Source organism: Pseudomonas sp. NFACC32-1, assembly GCF_900101215.1.
In the GTDB taxonomy this organism is placed as follows: Bacteria; Pseudomonadota; Gammaproteobacteria; order Pseudomonadales; family Pseudomonadaceae; genus Aquipseudomonas.
In genome coordinates this window covers 74687-89768 of sequence record NZ_FMUL01000007.1, presented here as the reverse complement: position 1 = coordinate 89768, position 15082 = coordinate 74687, and the positions used below count along the sequence as shown (strand labels likewise).

Here is a 15082-nt window from a genome sequence, read left to right as displayed (position 1 = left end):
ACTCGTTCATGCAGCGTTGAAACCGCCTCGCCTGACCTTCGTCTCAAGCTTTTTCGTACGGAGCCTAAAGTATCGGGGAAATGAGCCGGGCGACCCGCATGCCGATCTTTTGCAGACGGTGGGTCTCCCGGCTTTCCTGTTTGGCGATTTCGTGGGCCTGGGCGAAATCTGCCTCCAGCATCTGCTCGACCTCTGTGGCGAAGGGGGTATCCACCGTCAGGAGCATCACTTCAAAATTCAACCGGAACGAGCGGTTGTCCAGGTTCGCGCTGCCGATTGCGCTGATTTCCCGATCGATCAACACCACTTTCTGATGCAGGAAACCCGGCTCGTAGCGGAACACCCGTACCCCGGCGCGGACGGCTTCGAAGGCGTAGAGGCTGGAGGCGGCGTAGACGATCCTGTGGTCCGGCCTGGAGGGCAACAGAATGCGCACATCCACCCCCCGCAACACCGCCAGGCGTAGCGCGGCGAATACCGCCTCGTCAGGAATGAAATACGGCGTCGTGATCCATACCCGTTCGCTTGCCGCATGGATCGCTTCGACGAAAAACAGCGAGCACGTCTCGAAGGCATCCGCCGGCCCACTGGCCAATAACTGGCACAGCACGCCGTCCTCCGGATAGGTGTCAGGCAGGATCAGGGGCGGCAATGAGCGGGCAACCCAGAACCAGTCCTCGGCAAATGATTCTTGCATGCTTGCAACCACTGGGCCGCTCACCTGGACATGGGTATCGCGCCACGGCGCCAGGGGCGGCATCTCCCCTAGATATTCATCGCCCACGTTATGGCCGCCGACGAAGCCGAGGACCCCGTCCACGGCGACGATCTTGCGGTGGTTACGAAAGTTCACCTGAAACCGGTTTAGCCAGCCACTGCGGGTCGCGAAGGCTTTGACCTGAACGCCTCCGTCGCGCAGGGCCTGGACATAACGGTGGGGCAGGGAGTGACTGCCGATACGGTCATACAGTAGATAAACCGCGACACCTTCGGCAGCTTTCTTCAACAGCAACGCCTGCAGACGCTGACCGAGGCGATCGTCATGGACGATGAAGAACTGAATCAGGACGGCTTCCCTGGCGTTATCGATGGCTTGGAAGATGGCCTCGAAAGTGGCCTGTCCGTCGATGAGCAAGCGTACCTGGTTGTTCGCCAGGCAGGGCGTGCGCCCCAGTTTCGGCATGGCGCGCAGCGAGGCGTACGCCTGGGAAGCGCGTGCGGCCAGCGCCTCTTCCACCCAGGGGCGCCAGTTCAGCTCGGAGACGGCCTTGCGCATTTCATCGTTGGCCTGCCGGCGTGCCTGGATGTAGCCGTCGAAGGTACTGCGGCCGAAGACCAGATAGGGAATCAGCGTCAGGTATGGGATGAACACCAGTGACAGGGCCCATGCGATCGAGCCTTGGGCCGTTCGCACCGTCAGTACCGCATGAACCGCGGCGATGGAACCCAGGGTATGAAGCAGCGCGATGAGGTAACCGAAAACATGCGGGCCGAAATAGTCCATGGAGTCGTCTTGCTCCTGAATTCCAATTGCTTAACAGACCATGTTCCAGGACGAATGTCGCTAATTAATTCACCTGTGCCAAGCCTGAACCGAAGCCCATGGACGACGTCTAACGGCCACCTGTCCTCTGGAGTTCTTGCAATGAATGTTCGTCTGCTGGGTTTGGCCTTGGCGGTTGGCTTATCTGTTCCTATGGCCGCTCAGGCGCAGATGCTTCAGCCAGGCTTGTGGGAATTGACCACTAGCAACATGAAAGTCGATAACCAGAACCTGCCGGACCTGCAGCTGATCCTGGGCCAGTTGCAGAACCAGATGACCCCGGAACAACGGGCCATGCTGGAGAAGCAAGGCATCACCATGGGCGGGAAAGGGATCCGGGTGTGCCTGACGCCCGAGCAGGTCCAGACCAATGACATCCCCTTGCAGGACCCGCAATCGGGATGCAAGCAGCAGATCACCGAGCGCACCGGTAACCAGTGGAAGTTTCGCTTCAGCTGCCCGAAAGCCCAGGGGAGTGGGATCGCGACATTCCAGAGCGATCGTGAATTCACCACCAAGGTCAACGGTACGTTCAATGCCACCGGCATCCAGCAGAACGGCAGCCTGGATACCCGTGCGGTCTGGCTGGGACAGGATTGCGGAACGGTCAAGCCGAGGGCTTGACCGACCGCTTGAGTCAAGGCCGACTCAACGCGTCGTACAAAGTGTTGAGGTTGTATTCGAACAGGCCGATAAAGGTGCTGGCCGATCCACTGGCAGCCAGGGCATCGGAATACAGCGTGCCACCGATATGCGCGCCACTTTCGTCGGCGATCTGCTTGAGCAGGCGCGCATCCTTGATGTTCTCCATGAATACGGCCTTGACCTTCGCCTGGCGGATCTGGGTAATCAGCGCTGCGACTTCAGCGGCCGATGGTTCCCGTTCGGTGGACAGGCCCTGGGGCGCCATGAACTCGATGCCGTAGGCCTGTCCCAGGTAACCGAAGGCATCATGGGACGTCACGATCTTGCGATTGCCGGGTGGCAGTGAACCGAACCGGGTCCTGACTTCAGCGAGTAGCGCATAGATCTTGTTCAGGTAGGCTTCGCTGTTGCGCACGTAGTCGGCTTTGTTGGCCGGATCCGCGGCTTCCAGCGCCTTGCTGATGTTGCGTACATACAACAGCGCATTCGCCAGGTTGTGCCAGGCGTGCGGGTCGGGGACTGTCTCGCCGTCTTCGTCCAATGAACGGGGAATCACTCCGCGGCTGGCGCTGATCACCGGCGCAGCGGTTTCGGTACTGGCCACCAGGCGATCCAGCCACGGCTCGAAGCCCAGGCCATTCTTGATGATCAATTTTGCACTGAGCAGCGCCTTGGCATCGTCGGGTGTGGGTTCGTAGGTGTGGGCATCGGCGTCGGGCCCCACCATGTTGGTGATCTGGACATGCTCGCCACCGACCTGTCGGGTCATATCGGCAAGGATGCTGAAACTGGTGACTACCTGGAGCCTTTCGGCGGCGGGCAAGGACATGGATAACAGCAGGCTGAACAGTACGAGCAGGGCGCGCATCGGAAACACCTCATGGGGATGTGAGCAAAGGCGGGCGGCGCAGCAAACCATGTACCGGACCGAACACCACGGACAACAGATACAACCCGCCCGCCACCAGTACGATGGCTGGCCCGCTGGGCAGCGAGAAGTAAAACGACAGCAACAGGCCGAACCCTACCGAGAGACAGCCGAGCATTGCCGCAATGAGCATCAGCGTCGGCAGGCGACGGCTCCAGAAACGCGACGCGGCCGCCGGCAGCATCATCAAGCCTACGACCATGAGTGCGCCGATCGCCTGGAAACCGATCACCAGATTCAGGACCACCAGAGTCAGGAACACGCCATGGGCCAACGGTCCGAGCCGGCTGACGGTTTGCAGGAACAGCGGATCCAGGGTGTCGAGCAACAGGGGGCGGTAGATCAGCGCCATGGCCATCAGGCTGATACCCGACACCCAGAGCATGCCGGTGAGTGTCGGTTCGTCCACCGCCAGGGCCGAACCGAACAACAGGTGCAGCAGGTCCAGGCGTTTGCCCGCCACCCCCAATATCAGCACACCGGCCGCCAGTGAAATGGGATAGATCGCTGCGAGACTCGCATCTTCTCGCAGCCCGGTGCGGCGGGTGATCCAGGCAGCCAGTCCGGCCATGCCCAGGCCCGCGCCGAGTCCCCCCACTGTCAGGGCGGGCAGGCTCAGGCCGGCGAACCAGAACCCCAGCGCGGCGCCGGGCAGGATGCCGTGGGCCACCGCGTCGCCGATCAGGCTCATGCGGCGCAGGATCAGGAACACACCCAAGGGCGCCGTGCTGCATGCCAAGACCAGGCCGCCAAGCAAGGCCCGTCTCATGAACACAAACTCCAGGAAAGGCTGCCAGAAGTGGATGGCCGCAAGCATCAGGCCACCCTTGTGCAAGGTTGCTGCGCGATCAATTCATGGCTGCGTCCCAAGGTGCAGCCGGAGTGCTTGATCAACAACGTATGGGGAATATGCTGGCGCACCGCAGCCAGGTCGTGGCAAACCACTACGAGCGTGCGCCCCTCGGCGTGCCAGCCATGGATGTGTTTCCACAGCAACGCCTGGCCTTGTTCATCGAGGGCGGCGTGGGGCTCGTCGAGCAATAGAAGTGGCGCTTCGGTCAGGCCCAGGCGAGCGAGCAGGGCCCGTTGCAGTTCGCCTCCCGACAGCGCCATCAGCGGGCGATGTTCCAGGCCACGCAACGCCCAATCTTCCAGAACGGTGTTGAGCCGCTGGCTGCGCAAGGCTGGCGAATCCCTACGACCCCATGCGCCAGCGACCACCAGCTCCTGAAGGCTGATGGGGAACTGACGATCCAGATGTTGTTGCTGCGGCAAAAACGACACGCCACCGCGGTGCCGGACTTTCAGCGTGATCTTGCCGGACAGGGGCTTTTGCAATCCTGCCATCACTTTCAGCAGGCTGCTTTTGCCAGAACCATTGGCGCCGACAATGGCCGTCAGGCTGCCGGCGGGCCGTTCCAGATACAGCGCGGGCGTTAGCGGTCGTCCTGGAGGCCCCCAACGCAAAGCCTGGCAGTCGATCATGACCGCTCCCGGTTCCAACGACTTTCGGCAACTGCATCATGGGCGTGAAGGCTTTCGGCATGAACCACACGGACATCGAATGCGACAACGTCTTTTGAACGGCGCAAGGCCAGACTGAGTCGTCGAGCGGCATCCTCGCAGAACATCAGGTTCTGGCCGTTGGCGAGGGCGAATGCCTGTTCGTCGGCGCGCTTGACTGCGGTTTGCACGGCGGTGCCCAGTGCCGCTTCGGCTTCGTTGATCAGAAATTGCAACGGCAACTCAATCACGGTCGTAGCCAAGCGTATACCCAGGGTCGCTGTGCTGCGCTGGCTATGAGGGGTGGCGACGATGCCTTTGGAGGATCCTAGCCAGGCCAGAATTTCTGCATGCTCAAGGGCCTTATTGGCAAAGTCGTTCACAAACTGTTGCTGAATCAGCTGACGAGCGAGGGCCGCCGAACAGGGGCACGTAGATGAGTAGGGAATCTCGATGTTCAGTTCCACGTGGAACATTGCATGTTTCTGATGAGCCTTGATGCTTATCGGATAGCGTTTCCAGCCGCCAAGGGGACTGACCAGCGCCGGGCGTTTGAGTAGCAATTCGGTATGGACGGTCAGGGACGCAGAGCTCGAAAGGCCTTCATGGCTGGCGAGGAATTGCTGCAGTACTCGCTCCAGCAAGGAAGGCGACAAGGGCTCGCTCTCGAGCATTTCCAAGGCAAGATACAGCCGGGACATGTGAATACCCCGGGCATCAGCGTCATCCAGGCTGACTCCAGCGTCTGCCCTTGCACTCAGGCGCTGGCCTTCGATCAATACCGGTATCGCGACGCCGTGCATGCCCACCCAATCGAGAGGACCGGCTTGGCGTGAGGCCTGCGCAGCGACGTCTGGCAGCGTTAACGCGTTCATGGGTTAGATCCATCGTGAGGTCAGATTTAATGTTATAGTGTAACAATTAGCCCGGCCAGATCTTTTTCATGAATAGAGTTTTAATCTGTTCGTTCCACGTGAAACATCAGCGGGAATCCTGACAACCGCTGACGCGTCCGCATACAAATTCTCCTGCGCTACCACCGGAGCTGGAGAAGCGATTGATGGTCGTCCAACCGACGCGGCGGCTGTAGCCAACCCAGCTTTCACCGTCGGAAGCCAGTCCTGTGAAAAAGGTCAATTGTCCGTAGCGACTGTTGGTCTGCGCCCAGTAGCGGCGCCTTTCTGCGTCAAACCCCCGAAGATAAATTGTATTGCCAGCAGTCATCACGCTGTAGGTATTGCCGCGCTCATCCGCACACGACAGCAAATTCGCGCTACGTGTGCAGTTTGCCGATAAAGCGCTCTGGCCCTGGGGCGATGCCAGTGATGAAAACGGTAGAAAAAGCGCGCAGGGCAATAAAAATACGAAAAAAAACCGCATGGAGATTTCCGATGATGGACATTGCAGGGTGGCGTAGATTTATTGTTATAGTATAACGTAAATCACAGAACGAGTCGCAGCACGCTGATGCAGCGTCAGCAACGGCCGCCCCGATGAGGATACAACCCATGCCCAATCGCCTTCCTGTTACGGTGCTGTCCGGATTTCTCGGCGCCGGCAAAAGTACTCTGCTCAACCATGTGCTGCGCAATCGCGAAAAACTGCGTGTTGCCGTGATCGTGAACGATATGAGCGAAATCAACATCGATGGCAGCGAGGTTCAGCGCGATGTCACCCTTAGCCGCGCTGAAGAAAAACTGGTGGAGATGAGCAATGGTTGTATCTGCTGCACGCTGCGCGAAGATCTGTTGGCCGAAGTCGGCCAGCTCGCCAGGGAGGGGCGCTTCGACTATCTGCTGATCGAATCCACCGGCATTTCGGAACCCTTGCCCGTGGCGGAGACCTTCACTTTTCGCGATGAGGAGGGGCGTAGCCTGGCCGATGTTGCCCGGCTCGACACCATGGTGACGGTGGTCGACGGAGTGAACTTCCTGGCTGATTACCAGGCCGCCGAGAGCCTGGCCGCCCGAGGTGAAACCCTCGGCGAAGAAGATGAGCGCTCCATCACAGACCTGCTGGTTGAACAGATCGAATTCGCCGACGTGATCCTGATCAGCAAGATCGATCTGATCGGTCGTCAGGAACGGGAAGAACTGACCGCGATTCTCCAGCGTCTCAATACCCAGGCACGGATCCTTCCCATGGTCATGGGGCAGGTGCCGTTGGAGGAAATACTCGACACCCGTCGTTTCGACTTCGAACGCGCAGCACAAGCACCCGGCTGGCTACAGGAATTGCGTGGCGAGCATGTGCCGGAGACCGAAGAGTATGGCATCGCCTCGGCGGCCTATCGGGCACGCCGACCGTTTCATCCCGAGCGTTTCTTCAGCCTGATCGACCGCCCATGGACCAACGGCAGGCTCCTGCGCTCCAAGGGTTTCTTCTGGCTGGCCAGTAAGCCGGAAGAGGCGGGCAGTTGGTCCCAGGCTGGAGGTTTGATGCGTCATGGATTTGCCGGCCGTTGGTGGCGATTCGTGCCCAAGAGCCAGTGGCCACGGGACGAAGAAAGCACTGCCGCCATCCTGAAGAACTGGCTCCCGGGCACGGGAGATTGCCGCCAGGAATTGGTCTTCATTGGCCAGGACATCGATTTCGAATGTCTCACCGCAGCGCTGGACGCCTGTCTGCTTACGGACGAGGAAATGGCCCTGGGAGTCAAGGGTTGGCGGCTGCTGCCGGATCCATTCGGTGCATGGCACGACGAGGTTGCGGCGTGATCTTGGCGGCCGGCCTGGAACGCGGACAGGTCCGCCAGGTCCAGGGCGATACCCCTCGGGCCCTGACGCAGATTCTGGACGATGGCGTCAATCTGGCGGTGTGGCAACGCCAACTCCCGCTGCACATCAGCGATTTTGCCGCGATGGTGCTTTCCATGGAACAGTCTCTGGCGCAGTCGTGGGTGCTCGATCTGCCAGAGGAGGACTCCCAGCCGGAGCTGAACGGTCTGGCTGCCGGTTTCAGCGATCTGCAAGGCTACGAAGGGTTCAGGGCTGATGTCGCCTGGCTGGTCGGCGCGTTTGCCTGCCTGCTGGGCGCCACGCGTGTCGGCCTGCGCCTGCGAACCCTGGACAAGGCCATGTGTCCGCGTTTCCACGTCGACCATGTGCCGGTGCGGCTCGTTACCACCTATGCCGGCCCCGGCAGCCAGTGGCTCGAGGAAGGCGCCATGGATCGCCGATGGCTCGCCCACCCTGAGGCCGAGCCCAGGGATCCACAGATGATCCAACAGCTTGGCCACGGTGACGTGGCCCTGCTCAAGGGCGAGAAATGGCTGGGCAACGAGGGATTTGGCCTGATCCATCGCTCGCCGGAACCGACCCAGGGGGAGCGCCGACTGATTCTTACGCTGGACTGGCTTGCCTAGGCTCTTGCAGCTCTGTACTCGGCCGCGCCCCGTTTCGCCTGCCTGGCCTTCCTCACGGGACTTCGCATAGCGCCTAGGGTTTGAGCCAGCTTCCCTGGTTTTTCCCTTCACAGAACGGCTTGAGGTAGGCGGCGTCACTGGCCACACCGTAATAGTGAATATCCTGGCGATAGGGCATATTGGCCACCTGGGCGTCGCTGCAGATGCCGAACGCACCGCCAGGACACTGATCGACGTATTGCACCTCGACTTTCTGCCCGGCCAGGCTTGGCTGGCAGAACCCGTCGGCGAACAGCTTTGGTGGAATGCTGCGGTTCTGCTGGCATACTTTCACGTCGAGCCGCTCCGCCTGGCTATGGACCACGCAAGCCTGGGCCAGCACCTCGCTCGAAGCCAGTGCCAGTAATAAGCAGCCAATCACCCGCATTTTTCACCTCCATCGAAAGCCGTCGCCCATGCTGCAGAACATTCCCACCCATGTCATCGCAGGGCCGTTGGGGGCTGGCAAGACCAGCCTGATCAGACAATTGCTCGCCCAGCGCCCGGCCGACGAACGCTGGGCCGTGCTCATCAACGAGTTCGGCCAGATCGGCCTGGATGCTGCGCTACTGACCCAGGCGGCCGATGGTATCGCACTGGGGGAGGTTGCCGGAGGCTGCCTGTGTTGCGTCAACGGTGCGCCGTTTCAGGTTGGCCTCGGTCGATTATTACGCAAGGCCCGGCCGGACCGATTGTTCATCGAACCTTCGGGCCTCGGTCATCCGGCGCAATTGATGCGCCAATTGCGGCAAGCGCCGTGGCTCGGCGTGCTGGCGGTCCAGCCATGCGTGCTGGTGCTGGACGCCCGGGCATTGTCAGACGACAAGCCGTTGGCTGATGCGCAACGACAGACGCTTCCCACCGCCGGACTGCTGGTGCTGAACAAATCCGAAGGTCTCACGGACGCCGATCGTGCCCGCGTGATGGAGCGGCTGCCGGCGATTCCATCGTATTGGACACAGCAGGCGAACTTGCCCATCAGCCGTTTGCCGGGCCTGGCCGCAACGGGAGGCGGGGTTGTGGGTAACTTGAACGTGCCCAAGGACGTGGGTCAGCTCCCGGCTGTCTGGAGCGATCCAACGGTGCCGATCTGCCTGCACCAGCAGCAGGAGGGGGGCTGGAGCATCGGTTGGCGCTGGCATCCGAGCCAGCGTTTCGACACGGCGGCACTGACGCGATGGCTGCAAGGCCAGGTCTGGAAGCGGGCGAAGCTGGTTATCCACAGCACCGAGGATTGGGTTTCAGCCAATGCACTGGAGGGGGCGGCGCTGGATTGGCAAAGCAGCGAGTGGCGGCAGGATTCCCGGCTTGAATTGATTTTCGGCGAGCCGCAAGACGTTCCGACCCTGCAGGTTGGCCTGGCCAATTGCCGACGGTCATGAGTCAGCGGTGGTTCAAGGCTTCCACTTGTTGTGTTCCTGCCGCCATTGGCTCAACTCGATGACCTCGGCCCGAGGCCTGGCCTGGACCGGTTCAGCCAAGGTTTCGGGCGACTCTTCGAACGGCATCGGATACGGCGCCAGCTCGATGTGTGCGCTGTGGGCGCCGAATTGGGTGATAGTGCCCGAATGGCGGGACTCGCCAGTGACGGTGAACTCGAAATTGTAGATCCGCGCCAGGCGCCGTCGGCCACTGGCATCCTTCACAAACCCGATCTTCTTCAGCGCGACGTTGCCATCCAGCAGCTCGATCCTGAGGTTGGCACAATGCTGCATGACCCTCGCCAATGCCCGTTCGCGCAAGCCGTGGTTGTGCCACAACCAGGCGCCACCGGTAGCCAGCAGCATCAGCACGAAGATGTTTCCAAGAGTCAGCATGAACGAAGTGCTCCAACAAGTTGCCGTCAGCTTAACTGTGTCGCCGGTCTGTCGTACAGGCTGTGTTTAGTCGCATACTGCGCGGCTTGAATTTCAATCGTTTTACGGAAACCACCCGCATGAAACGTACGCCTCATCTGCTCGCCATACAGTCTCACGTGGTATTCGGTCATGCTGGCAACAGCGCCGCCGTGTTTCCCATGCAGCGGGTCGGGGTCAACGTCTGGCCGCTCAACACCGTGCAGTTTTCCAATCACACCCAGTATGGCCAATGGGCCGGGGAAGTTCATGCGCCCCAGCAGATACCGGCATTGATCGAAGGTATTGCGGCGATTGGCGAGCTGGGTCATTGCGATGCGGTTCTCTCCGGTTACCTGGGCAGCGCGGCCCAGGGTCGGGCGATCCTGACCGGCGTGGCCCGGATCAAGGCTGCCAATCCCAAGGCGCTGTACTTGTGCGACCCGGTCATGGGGCATCCGGAGAAGGGCTGCATCGTCGCGCCCGAGGTGAGCGAGTTCCTGCTGGAAGAGGCCGCCGCGGTAGCGGATCTGATGTGCCCGAACCAACTGGAACTGGACAGTTTTTCCGGGCGCAAGGCGCAATCGCTGCTCGACTGCCTGGGCATGGCGCGTGCGCTGCTGGCTCGTGGTCCCAAGGCCGTGCTGGTCAAGCACCTGGCGTATCCTGGCAAGGCCGAGGACAGCTTCGAAATGCTGCTGGTAACCGCCGAAGGCAACTGGCACCTGCGGCGACCATTGCTGGCATTCCCGCGTCAGCCGGTGGGGGTAGGCGACCTGACATCCGGATTGTTTCTAGCGCGGATACTGCTGGGTGACAGCCTGGTGGCGGCGCTTGAATTCACTGCCGCCGCGGTGCATGAGGTATTGCTGGAAACCCAGGCGTGCGCCAGTTATGAATTGCAACTGGTGCGCGCCCAGGATCGCATCACCCATCCACGTGTGCGGTTCGAGGCGGTGCCGATCCACTTGTGACCGACACCGCTCCAGCTTCCGTCAAGGCGCGTCCGCCTTGATCTCCTGATAGCGCTTCTCCAGCTCCTGGCGAATCTGCCGGCGTTGCTGGGCTTGCTCGTAGCGGCGCTTGGCTTCGCTGTTCTGTGGCTGCAAGGGCGGTACGGGGGCGGGTTTGCGCTGGTCGTCCACCGCAACCATGGTGAAGAAGCAGCTATTGGTATGGCGAACCGAGCGCTCGCGGATGTTCTCGGTCACCACCTTGATGCCCACCTCCATCGAGGTGTTGCCGGTGTAGTTCACCGACGCCAGGAAGGTCACCAACTCACCGACGTGAATCGGCTCGCGAAAAATCACCTGATCCACCGACAAGGTCACCACGTAGCGGCCAGCGTAGCGGCTGGCGCAGGCATAAGCGACTTCGTCGAGGTATTTGAGCAGGGTGCCGCCGTGGACATTGCCAGAGAAGTTGGCCATATCGGGGGTCATCAACACCGTCATCGACAGTTGGGCGTTTCCGGGTTCCATAACGTTCTCACGGATCAAGGCAGCGATTAGGGAAGTGCACCTCTGCGGGCGCTGGTCAGTGGCCTGCTCGACCTTTTTGCAAAACCACCGATATCGGGACGCTGCGCCTGTGGCTGCCGTCACGCGTCGATGGATCTGTTTCCTTATATTGCACCGTCTTTTTGTCAGAAGTCGCGGTGTTAACCTGCAAAAGCCCATCGCGAGGGCATTTCCTACAAGAGAAACGGACTTATCCAGTCGGCGACAGGGAGCCCTACAGATGCATGCCATCAACTTCATTCAAGACTTGGCGATCATCATGCTGGCAGCCGGGCTGGTGACGGTCTTGTTTCATCGTTTCAAGCAACCGGTGGTGCTGGGCTACATCGTTGCCGGTTTCCTCATCGGTCCCCATACACCGCCGTTTGGCTTCATCCACGACGAAGACACGATCAAGACCCTCGCTGAGCTCGGGGTGATCTTCCTCATGTTCTGCCTGGGCCTGGAATTCAGCCTGCGCAAGCTGTTCAAGGTGGGTGCCACGGCATTCATCGCCGCGTTCCTCGAAATCGTGTTGATGATCTGGATCGGTTATGAAATAGGCCGCTGGTTCGACTGGAGCACCATGGACTCGCTGTTCCTGGGCGCGATCCTGGCGATCTCTTCGACCACGATCATCGTCAAGGCACTTAACGACCTGAAGATGAAGAACGAGCGTTTCGCCCAGTTGATCTTCGGGGTATTGATCGTCGAGGACATCCTTGGCATCGGTATCATCGCCTTGCTGTCGAGCATCGCTGTCAGCGGTACGGTGAGCTCCGGCGAGGTGTTTTCCACGGTCGGCAAGCTTTCGCTGTTCATGATCGTCGCGCTGGTGATTGGCATCTTGCTGGTGCCGAGGCTGCTGGCCTATGTGGCGAAATTCGACAGCAACGAGATGCTGCTGATCACCGTCCTGGGCCTGTGTTTCGGCTTCTGTCTGTTGGTGGTGAAGCTTGAGTACAGCATGGTGCTGGGGGCTTTCCTGATCGGTGCGATCATGGCCGAGTCCCGACAGTTGCTGAAGATCGAGCGCTTGGTGGAACCGGTACGCGATCTGTTCAGTGCGATTTTTTTCGTGGCCATAGGCCTGATGCTCGACCCGGTCATCCTGCTGCAGTATGCCTGGCCGATCGCGGTGATCACGGTCGCGGTGGTACTGGGCAAGATGCTTTCCTGCGGCCTGGGTGCCTTTATCGCTGGTAATGACGGACGCACATCGCTGCGGGTAGGGATGGGGCTTTCACAGATTGGCGAATTTTCCTTCATCATCGCTTCACTGGGGATGACCCTGCAGGTCACCAGCGACTTCCTTTACCCGGTCGCGGTCGCCGTCTCGGTGCTGACCACGCTGCTGACGCCTTACCTGATCCGAGCCGCGGATCCGTTGTCCGTCAAATTGGCGACCGTGGTACCGCAACGGCTGTCGCGGGTATTGGGGATGTATGGCGAGTGGCTGCGCAACATCCAGCCCCACGGTGAGAATGCGTTGATCGCTTCCATGATCAGGCGGATCTTGTTGCAGGTAGGCATCAACCTGGCCCTGGTGATCGCGATCTTTGTCTCGGGCGGCTATTTTGCCGAGCGCATGTCGGTTCATATGCAAGCCTGGATCAGCGACCCAAGCTGGCAGAAAGCATTGATCTGGGGTGGGGCGCTGCTACTGTCGCTGCCGTTCCTGATCGCCGCGTACCGCAAGCTCAAGGCGCTGTCGATGATGCTGGCAGAGATGGGGGTGAAGGCGGAAATGGCCGGCCGCCATACCCAGCGCGTACGTCGGGTGATCGCCGAAGTGATCCCGATCCTTTCGCTGCTGGTGATTTTCCTGCTCCTGGCAGCCTTGTCGGCCAGTATCCTGCCGACCAACAAGTTGCTGGCATTGATTGCAGTGGTGGCAACGGCCGTAGCGGCACTGCTCTGGCGTTGGTTCGTCCGGTTGCACACCAGGATGCAGGTGGCCTTGCTGGAGACCCTGGACAACCACAAGGAGTCGTCCGGGCATTGACCGGCCCAGGGGGTCAGCTCTCCAGCCAGACATCCCGTGCCCAGTGCCAGACGGACTCCCAGGTTTCCTCGGCAAGCAACTCGTCTTCGGCCTGCCACAACACGACGGTGCCGTCTTCTTCGACGCAGTAGTAGTCGTCGCCGTCCTGACAGATCGGGATCAGGCTGCGGTCGACACCGGCATCCCAGGCGTTGGCGGCCACGTCCGGCAGGTAGGTATGGGATTGTGGATCGGTGACGGTCACCGGCTCCAGGCTGCCATAGACGACATCGCTGACGGTCAGCAAAAACTCTCTGAAGACAAACGGGATGTCGATGAACAGCTGTTCTTCGATTTCTACCAGCAGGTCTTCGTCGGGCAACTCCAGTGGAACCGGTACGGGTTCGTTGGCTTCACGCAGTTGTTCGATAATTTCTTCCACGTCCGGGGATCCTCTTTCTCGATGGCGCGGTTTGTATGGAGCGGTTTATACAGTAGCTCGCCATAGATGCAACCGCGAAATAGAAAACCCCGGCCTGAGCCGGGGTTCTCTTATTTCAACCTGCAAAACGCGCAAAGGTTCAACCGTTCTGGCGGATACCTGCCACCAGCCAAGGCTGGTTGTCGCCCTGGGCGCGTTCCATGTTCCAGCTTTCGCTGAACGCTTCGCCCTGGTCGAAGCGAGAGTTCTTCGATACACCGCTGAAGGTCAGGGTAGCGATGGTCTTGTCGGCGCGATCATCGACGCCGTCCAGTTGTACCTGCAGGTTGTCGATGTAGGTGGACTGGAAGCCGTCACCCAGTTCCGCACGCTCGCGCTTGAGGAACTCCAGCAATTGCGGGGTCACGAACTCGGCGATCTTGTCCATTTCGTTCGCGTCCCAGTGTTGCTGCAGGGACTGGAAGTGGGTACGCGCGGCTTCGACGAAACGCTCTTCGTTGAACCAGGCCGGAGCGTTGATCACTGGACGGGCGGCCACCGGAGCGGCCGAGCCACCGAAGATGGAGCCGGCGGAAGGCTGCTGGTTGAATACTTCACGCTGCATCGGTGCATGGCCGGCCGGGGCGAATTGCTCCTGCTGCTTGCGACGACGGGCGGCAATGAAGCGGAAGACCAGGAAGGCGATGACCGCCATGATCAGGATGTCGAAGATCTGCATGCCCTGGAAGCCGTCGCCCATGAACATGGAAGCGAGCAGACCGCCGGCCGCGATGCCGGCCAATGGGCCGAGCCAGCGCGAAGCACCGCTGGCCTTGGTGGCGGCGCCAGCGGCACCGGCCGCGCCTGCGGTGGCGGCAGTGGACCCGGCAGCAGAGGACGGCGCCATCTGGCTGGTCTGGTGAGTCGGGGCCGCGCCCGAGCTTTTACCACCGCCAAAACGCTTGGCGGCATTGGCGTCGATGGCCATCGTCAGGCCGATGCACAACGCCATGGCGATGCTAAGAAAACGTTTCATATAAAGGCATTCCCATTTGTGGATAGCACGCGCGCCATGTTGCACAGGTGAACTGTTGCTGGCTAGCGGCAGAGTGTTTCGGGCTTTTGCGTGACAGGTTAGGTTCAGCTTCAATCGCGCAAGAGGGCTTGTTCGCTTTGGGCTGTAGGAAAGAGGAACAAGTTCTATCGGAAATATTTCCAGAAAACTGAAGGAGCGAGCTTGCTCGCGATAGCGGTGTCTCAGTCAGCATCCATATTGACTGACCGACGGCTATCGCGAGCCAGCTCGCTCCCACAGGGGCCT

17 protein-coding genes are annotated in these 15082 nt (G+C 60.4%); 6 read left to right on the top strand and 11 right to left on the bottom strand.

The genetic code is table 11. From position 1 onward, the window contains the following. Positions 1-64: 64 nt before the first annotated feature. The gene (gene cls, locus BLP99_RS13185) at positions 65-1504 is read right to left on the bottom strand and encodes a cardiolipin synthase (RefSeq protein WP_072397354.1); all 1440 of its coding nucleotides are present in this window, start codon (positions 1502-1504) and stop codon (positions 65-67) included. 141 nt (positions 1505-1645) lie between these two features. Between cls and BLP99_RS13180 the strand changes: the two genes are divergently transcribed. Next, positions 1646-2167: a DUF3617 domain-containing protein gene (locus BLP99_RS13180; RefSeq protein WP_072397352.1), complete on the top strand. Its 522-nt coding sequence runs from the start codon at positions 1646-1648 to the stop codon at positions 2165-2167. A 13-nt stretch (positions 2168-2180) separates the two neighbouring features. On the opposite strand, the gene BLP99_RS13175 is transcribed toward BLP99_RS13180, so the two are convergent. From BLP99_RS13175 to BLP99_RS13155, 5 genes are all read right to left on the bottom strand, one after another. After that, the gene (locus BLP99_RS13175) at positions 2181-3056 is read right to left on the bottom strand and encodes a metal ABC transporter substrate-binding protein (RefSeq protein ID WP_092180488.1); all 876 of its coding nucleotides are present in this window, start codon (positions 3054-3056) and stop codon (positions 2181-2183) included. 10 nt (positions 3057-3066) lie between these two features. Beyond that, a complete protein-coding gene (locus tag BLP99_RS13170; RefSeq protein WP_072459044.1) occupies positions 3067-3933 on the bottom strand; it encodes a metal ABC transporter permease in 867 nt (288 codons plus the stop codon). After that, on the bottom strand, positions 3933-4601 hold the full coding sequence (locus BLP99_RS13165) for a metal ABC transporter ATP-binding protein (RefSeq protein ID WP_092180486.1): 669 nt from the start codon (positions 4599-4601) through the stop codon (positions 3933-3935). Before BLP99_RS13165 ends, BLP99_RS13170 begins: the two co-directional genes overlap by 1 nt. Next, positions 4598-5494, bottom strand: coding sequence for a GTP cyclohydrolase FolE2 (folE2, locus tag BLP99_RS13160; RefSeq protein ID WP_092180484.1), 897 nt, complete (start codon positions 5492-5494; stop codon positions 4598-4600). The genes BLP99_RS13165 and folE2 overlap by 4 nt, the downstream gene beginning before the upstream one ends. A gap of 106 nt (positions 5495-5600) precedes the next feature. Beyond that, positions 5601-5999, bottom strand: coding sequence for a glutamine synthetase (locus tag BLP99_RS13155; protein WP_092180482.1), 399 nt, complete (start codon positions 5997-5999; stop codon positions 5601-5603). Positions 6000-6127: 128 nt separating this feature from the next. On the opposite strand from BLP99_RS13155, the gene zigA reads away from it, so the two are divergent. Together zigA and BLP99_RS13145 are read left to right on the top strand one after the other, a co-directional pair. Continuing rightward, the gene (gene zigA, locus BLP99_RS13150; RefSeq protein WP_092180480.1) at positions 6128-7336 is read left to right on the top strand and encodes a zinc metallochaperone GTPase ZigA; all 1209 of its coding nucleotides are present in this window, start codon (positions 6128-6130) and stop codon (positions 7334-7336) included. After that, the gene (locus tag BLP99_RS13145) at positions 7336-7983 is read left to right on the top strand and encodes a DUF1826 domain-containing protein (RefSeq protein WP_176776507.1); all 648 of its coding nucleotides are present in this window, start codon (positions 7336-7338) and stop codon (positions 7981-7983) included. Before zigA ends, BLP99_RS13145 begins: the two co-directional genes overlap by 1 nt. Positions 7984-8056: 73 nt before the next feature. Here BLP99_RS13145 and BLP99_RS13140 read toward each other — a convergent pair whose 3' ends face one another. Then, the gene (locus BLP99_RS13140; RefSeq protein ID WP_072397335.1) at positions 8057-8410 is read right to left on the bottom strand and encodes an NADH:ubiquinone oxidoreductase; all 354 of its coding nucleotides are present in this window, start codon (positions 8408-8410) and stop codon (positions 8057-8059) included. Positions 8411-8438: 28 nt separating this feature from the next. On the opposite strand from BLP99_RS13140, the gene BLP99_RS13135 reads away from it, so the two are divergent. Next, a complete protein-coding gene (locus BLP99_RS13135) occupies positions 8439-9404 on the top strand; it encodes a CobW family GTP-binding protein (protein ID WP_072397333.1) in 966 nt (321 codons plus the stop codon). A 12-nt stretch (positions 9405-9416) separates the two neighbouring features. Here BLP99_RS13135 and BLP99_RS13130 read toward each other — a convergent pair whose 3' ends face one another. Next, entirely contained in the window at positions 9417-9839 is a 423-nt protein-coding gene (locus BLP99_RS13130) for a DUF3301 domain-containing protein (protein ID WP_072397331.1), read from the bottom strand. A gap of 119 nt (positions 9840-9958) precedes the next feature. On the opposite strand from BLP99_RS13130, the gene pdxY reads away from it, so the two are divergent. Next, entirely contained in the window at positions 9959-10831 is an 873-nt protein-coding gene (gene pdxY, locus BLP99_RS13125) for a pyridoxal kinase PdxY (protein ID WP_072397329.1), read from the top strand. Between the two features lie 21 nt (positions 10832-10852). Here the strand turns inward: pdxY and BLP99_RS13120 are convergent, their stop codons facing one another. Further along, on the bottom strand, positions 10853-11338 hold the full coding sequence (locus tag BLP99_RS13120) for an acyl-CoA thioesterase (RefSeq protein ID WP_072397327.1): 486 nt from the start codon (positions 11336-11338) through the stop codon (positions 10853-10855). A 259-nt stretch (positions 11339-11597) separates the two neighbouring features. Here BLP99_RS13120 and BLP99_RS13115 point away from each other — a divergent pair, with 259 nt between their 5' ends. Next, positions 11598-13361 carry a cation:proton antiporter gene (locus BLP99_RS13115; protein WP_072397325.1) on the top strand — a complete coding sequence of 588 codons (1764 nt, stop codon included), beginning with the start codon at positions 11598-11600 and terminating at the stop codon, positions 13359-13361. 13 nt (positions 13362-13374) lie between these two features. On the opposite strand, the gene BLP99_RS13110 is transcribed toward BLP99_RS13115, so the two are convergent. Next, entirely contained in the window at positions 13375-13782 is a 408-nt protein-coding gene (locus BLP99_RS13110) for an SMI1/KNR4 family protein (RefSeq protein ID WP_072397323.1), read from the bottom strand. A gap of 139 nt (positions 13783-13921) precedes the next feature. Continuing rightward, on the bottom strand, positions 13922-14797 hold the full coding sequence (locus BLP99_RS13105; protein ID WP_072397321.1) for a Tim44 domain-containing protein: 876 nt from the start codon (positions 14795-14797) through the stop codon (positions 13922-13924). Positions 14798-15082: the final 285 nt, after the last annotated feature.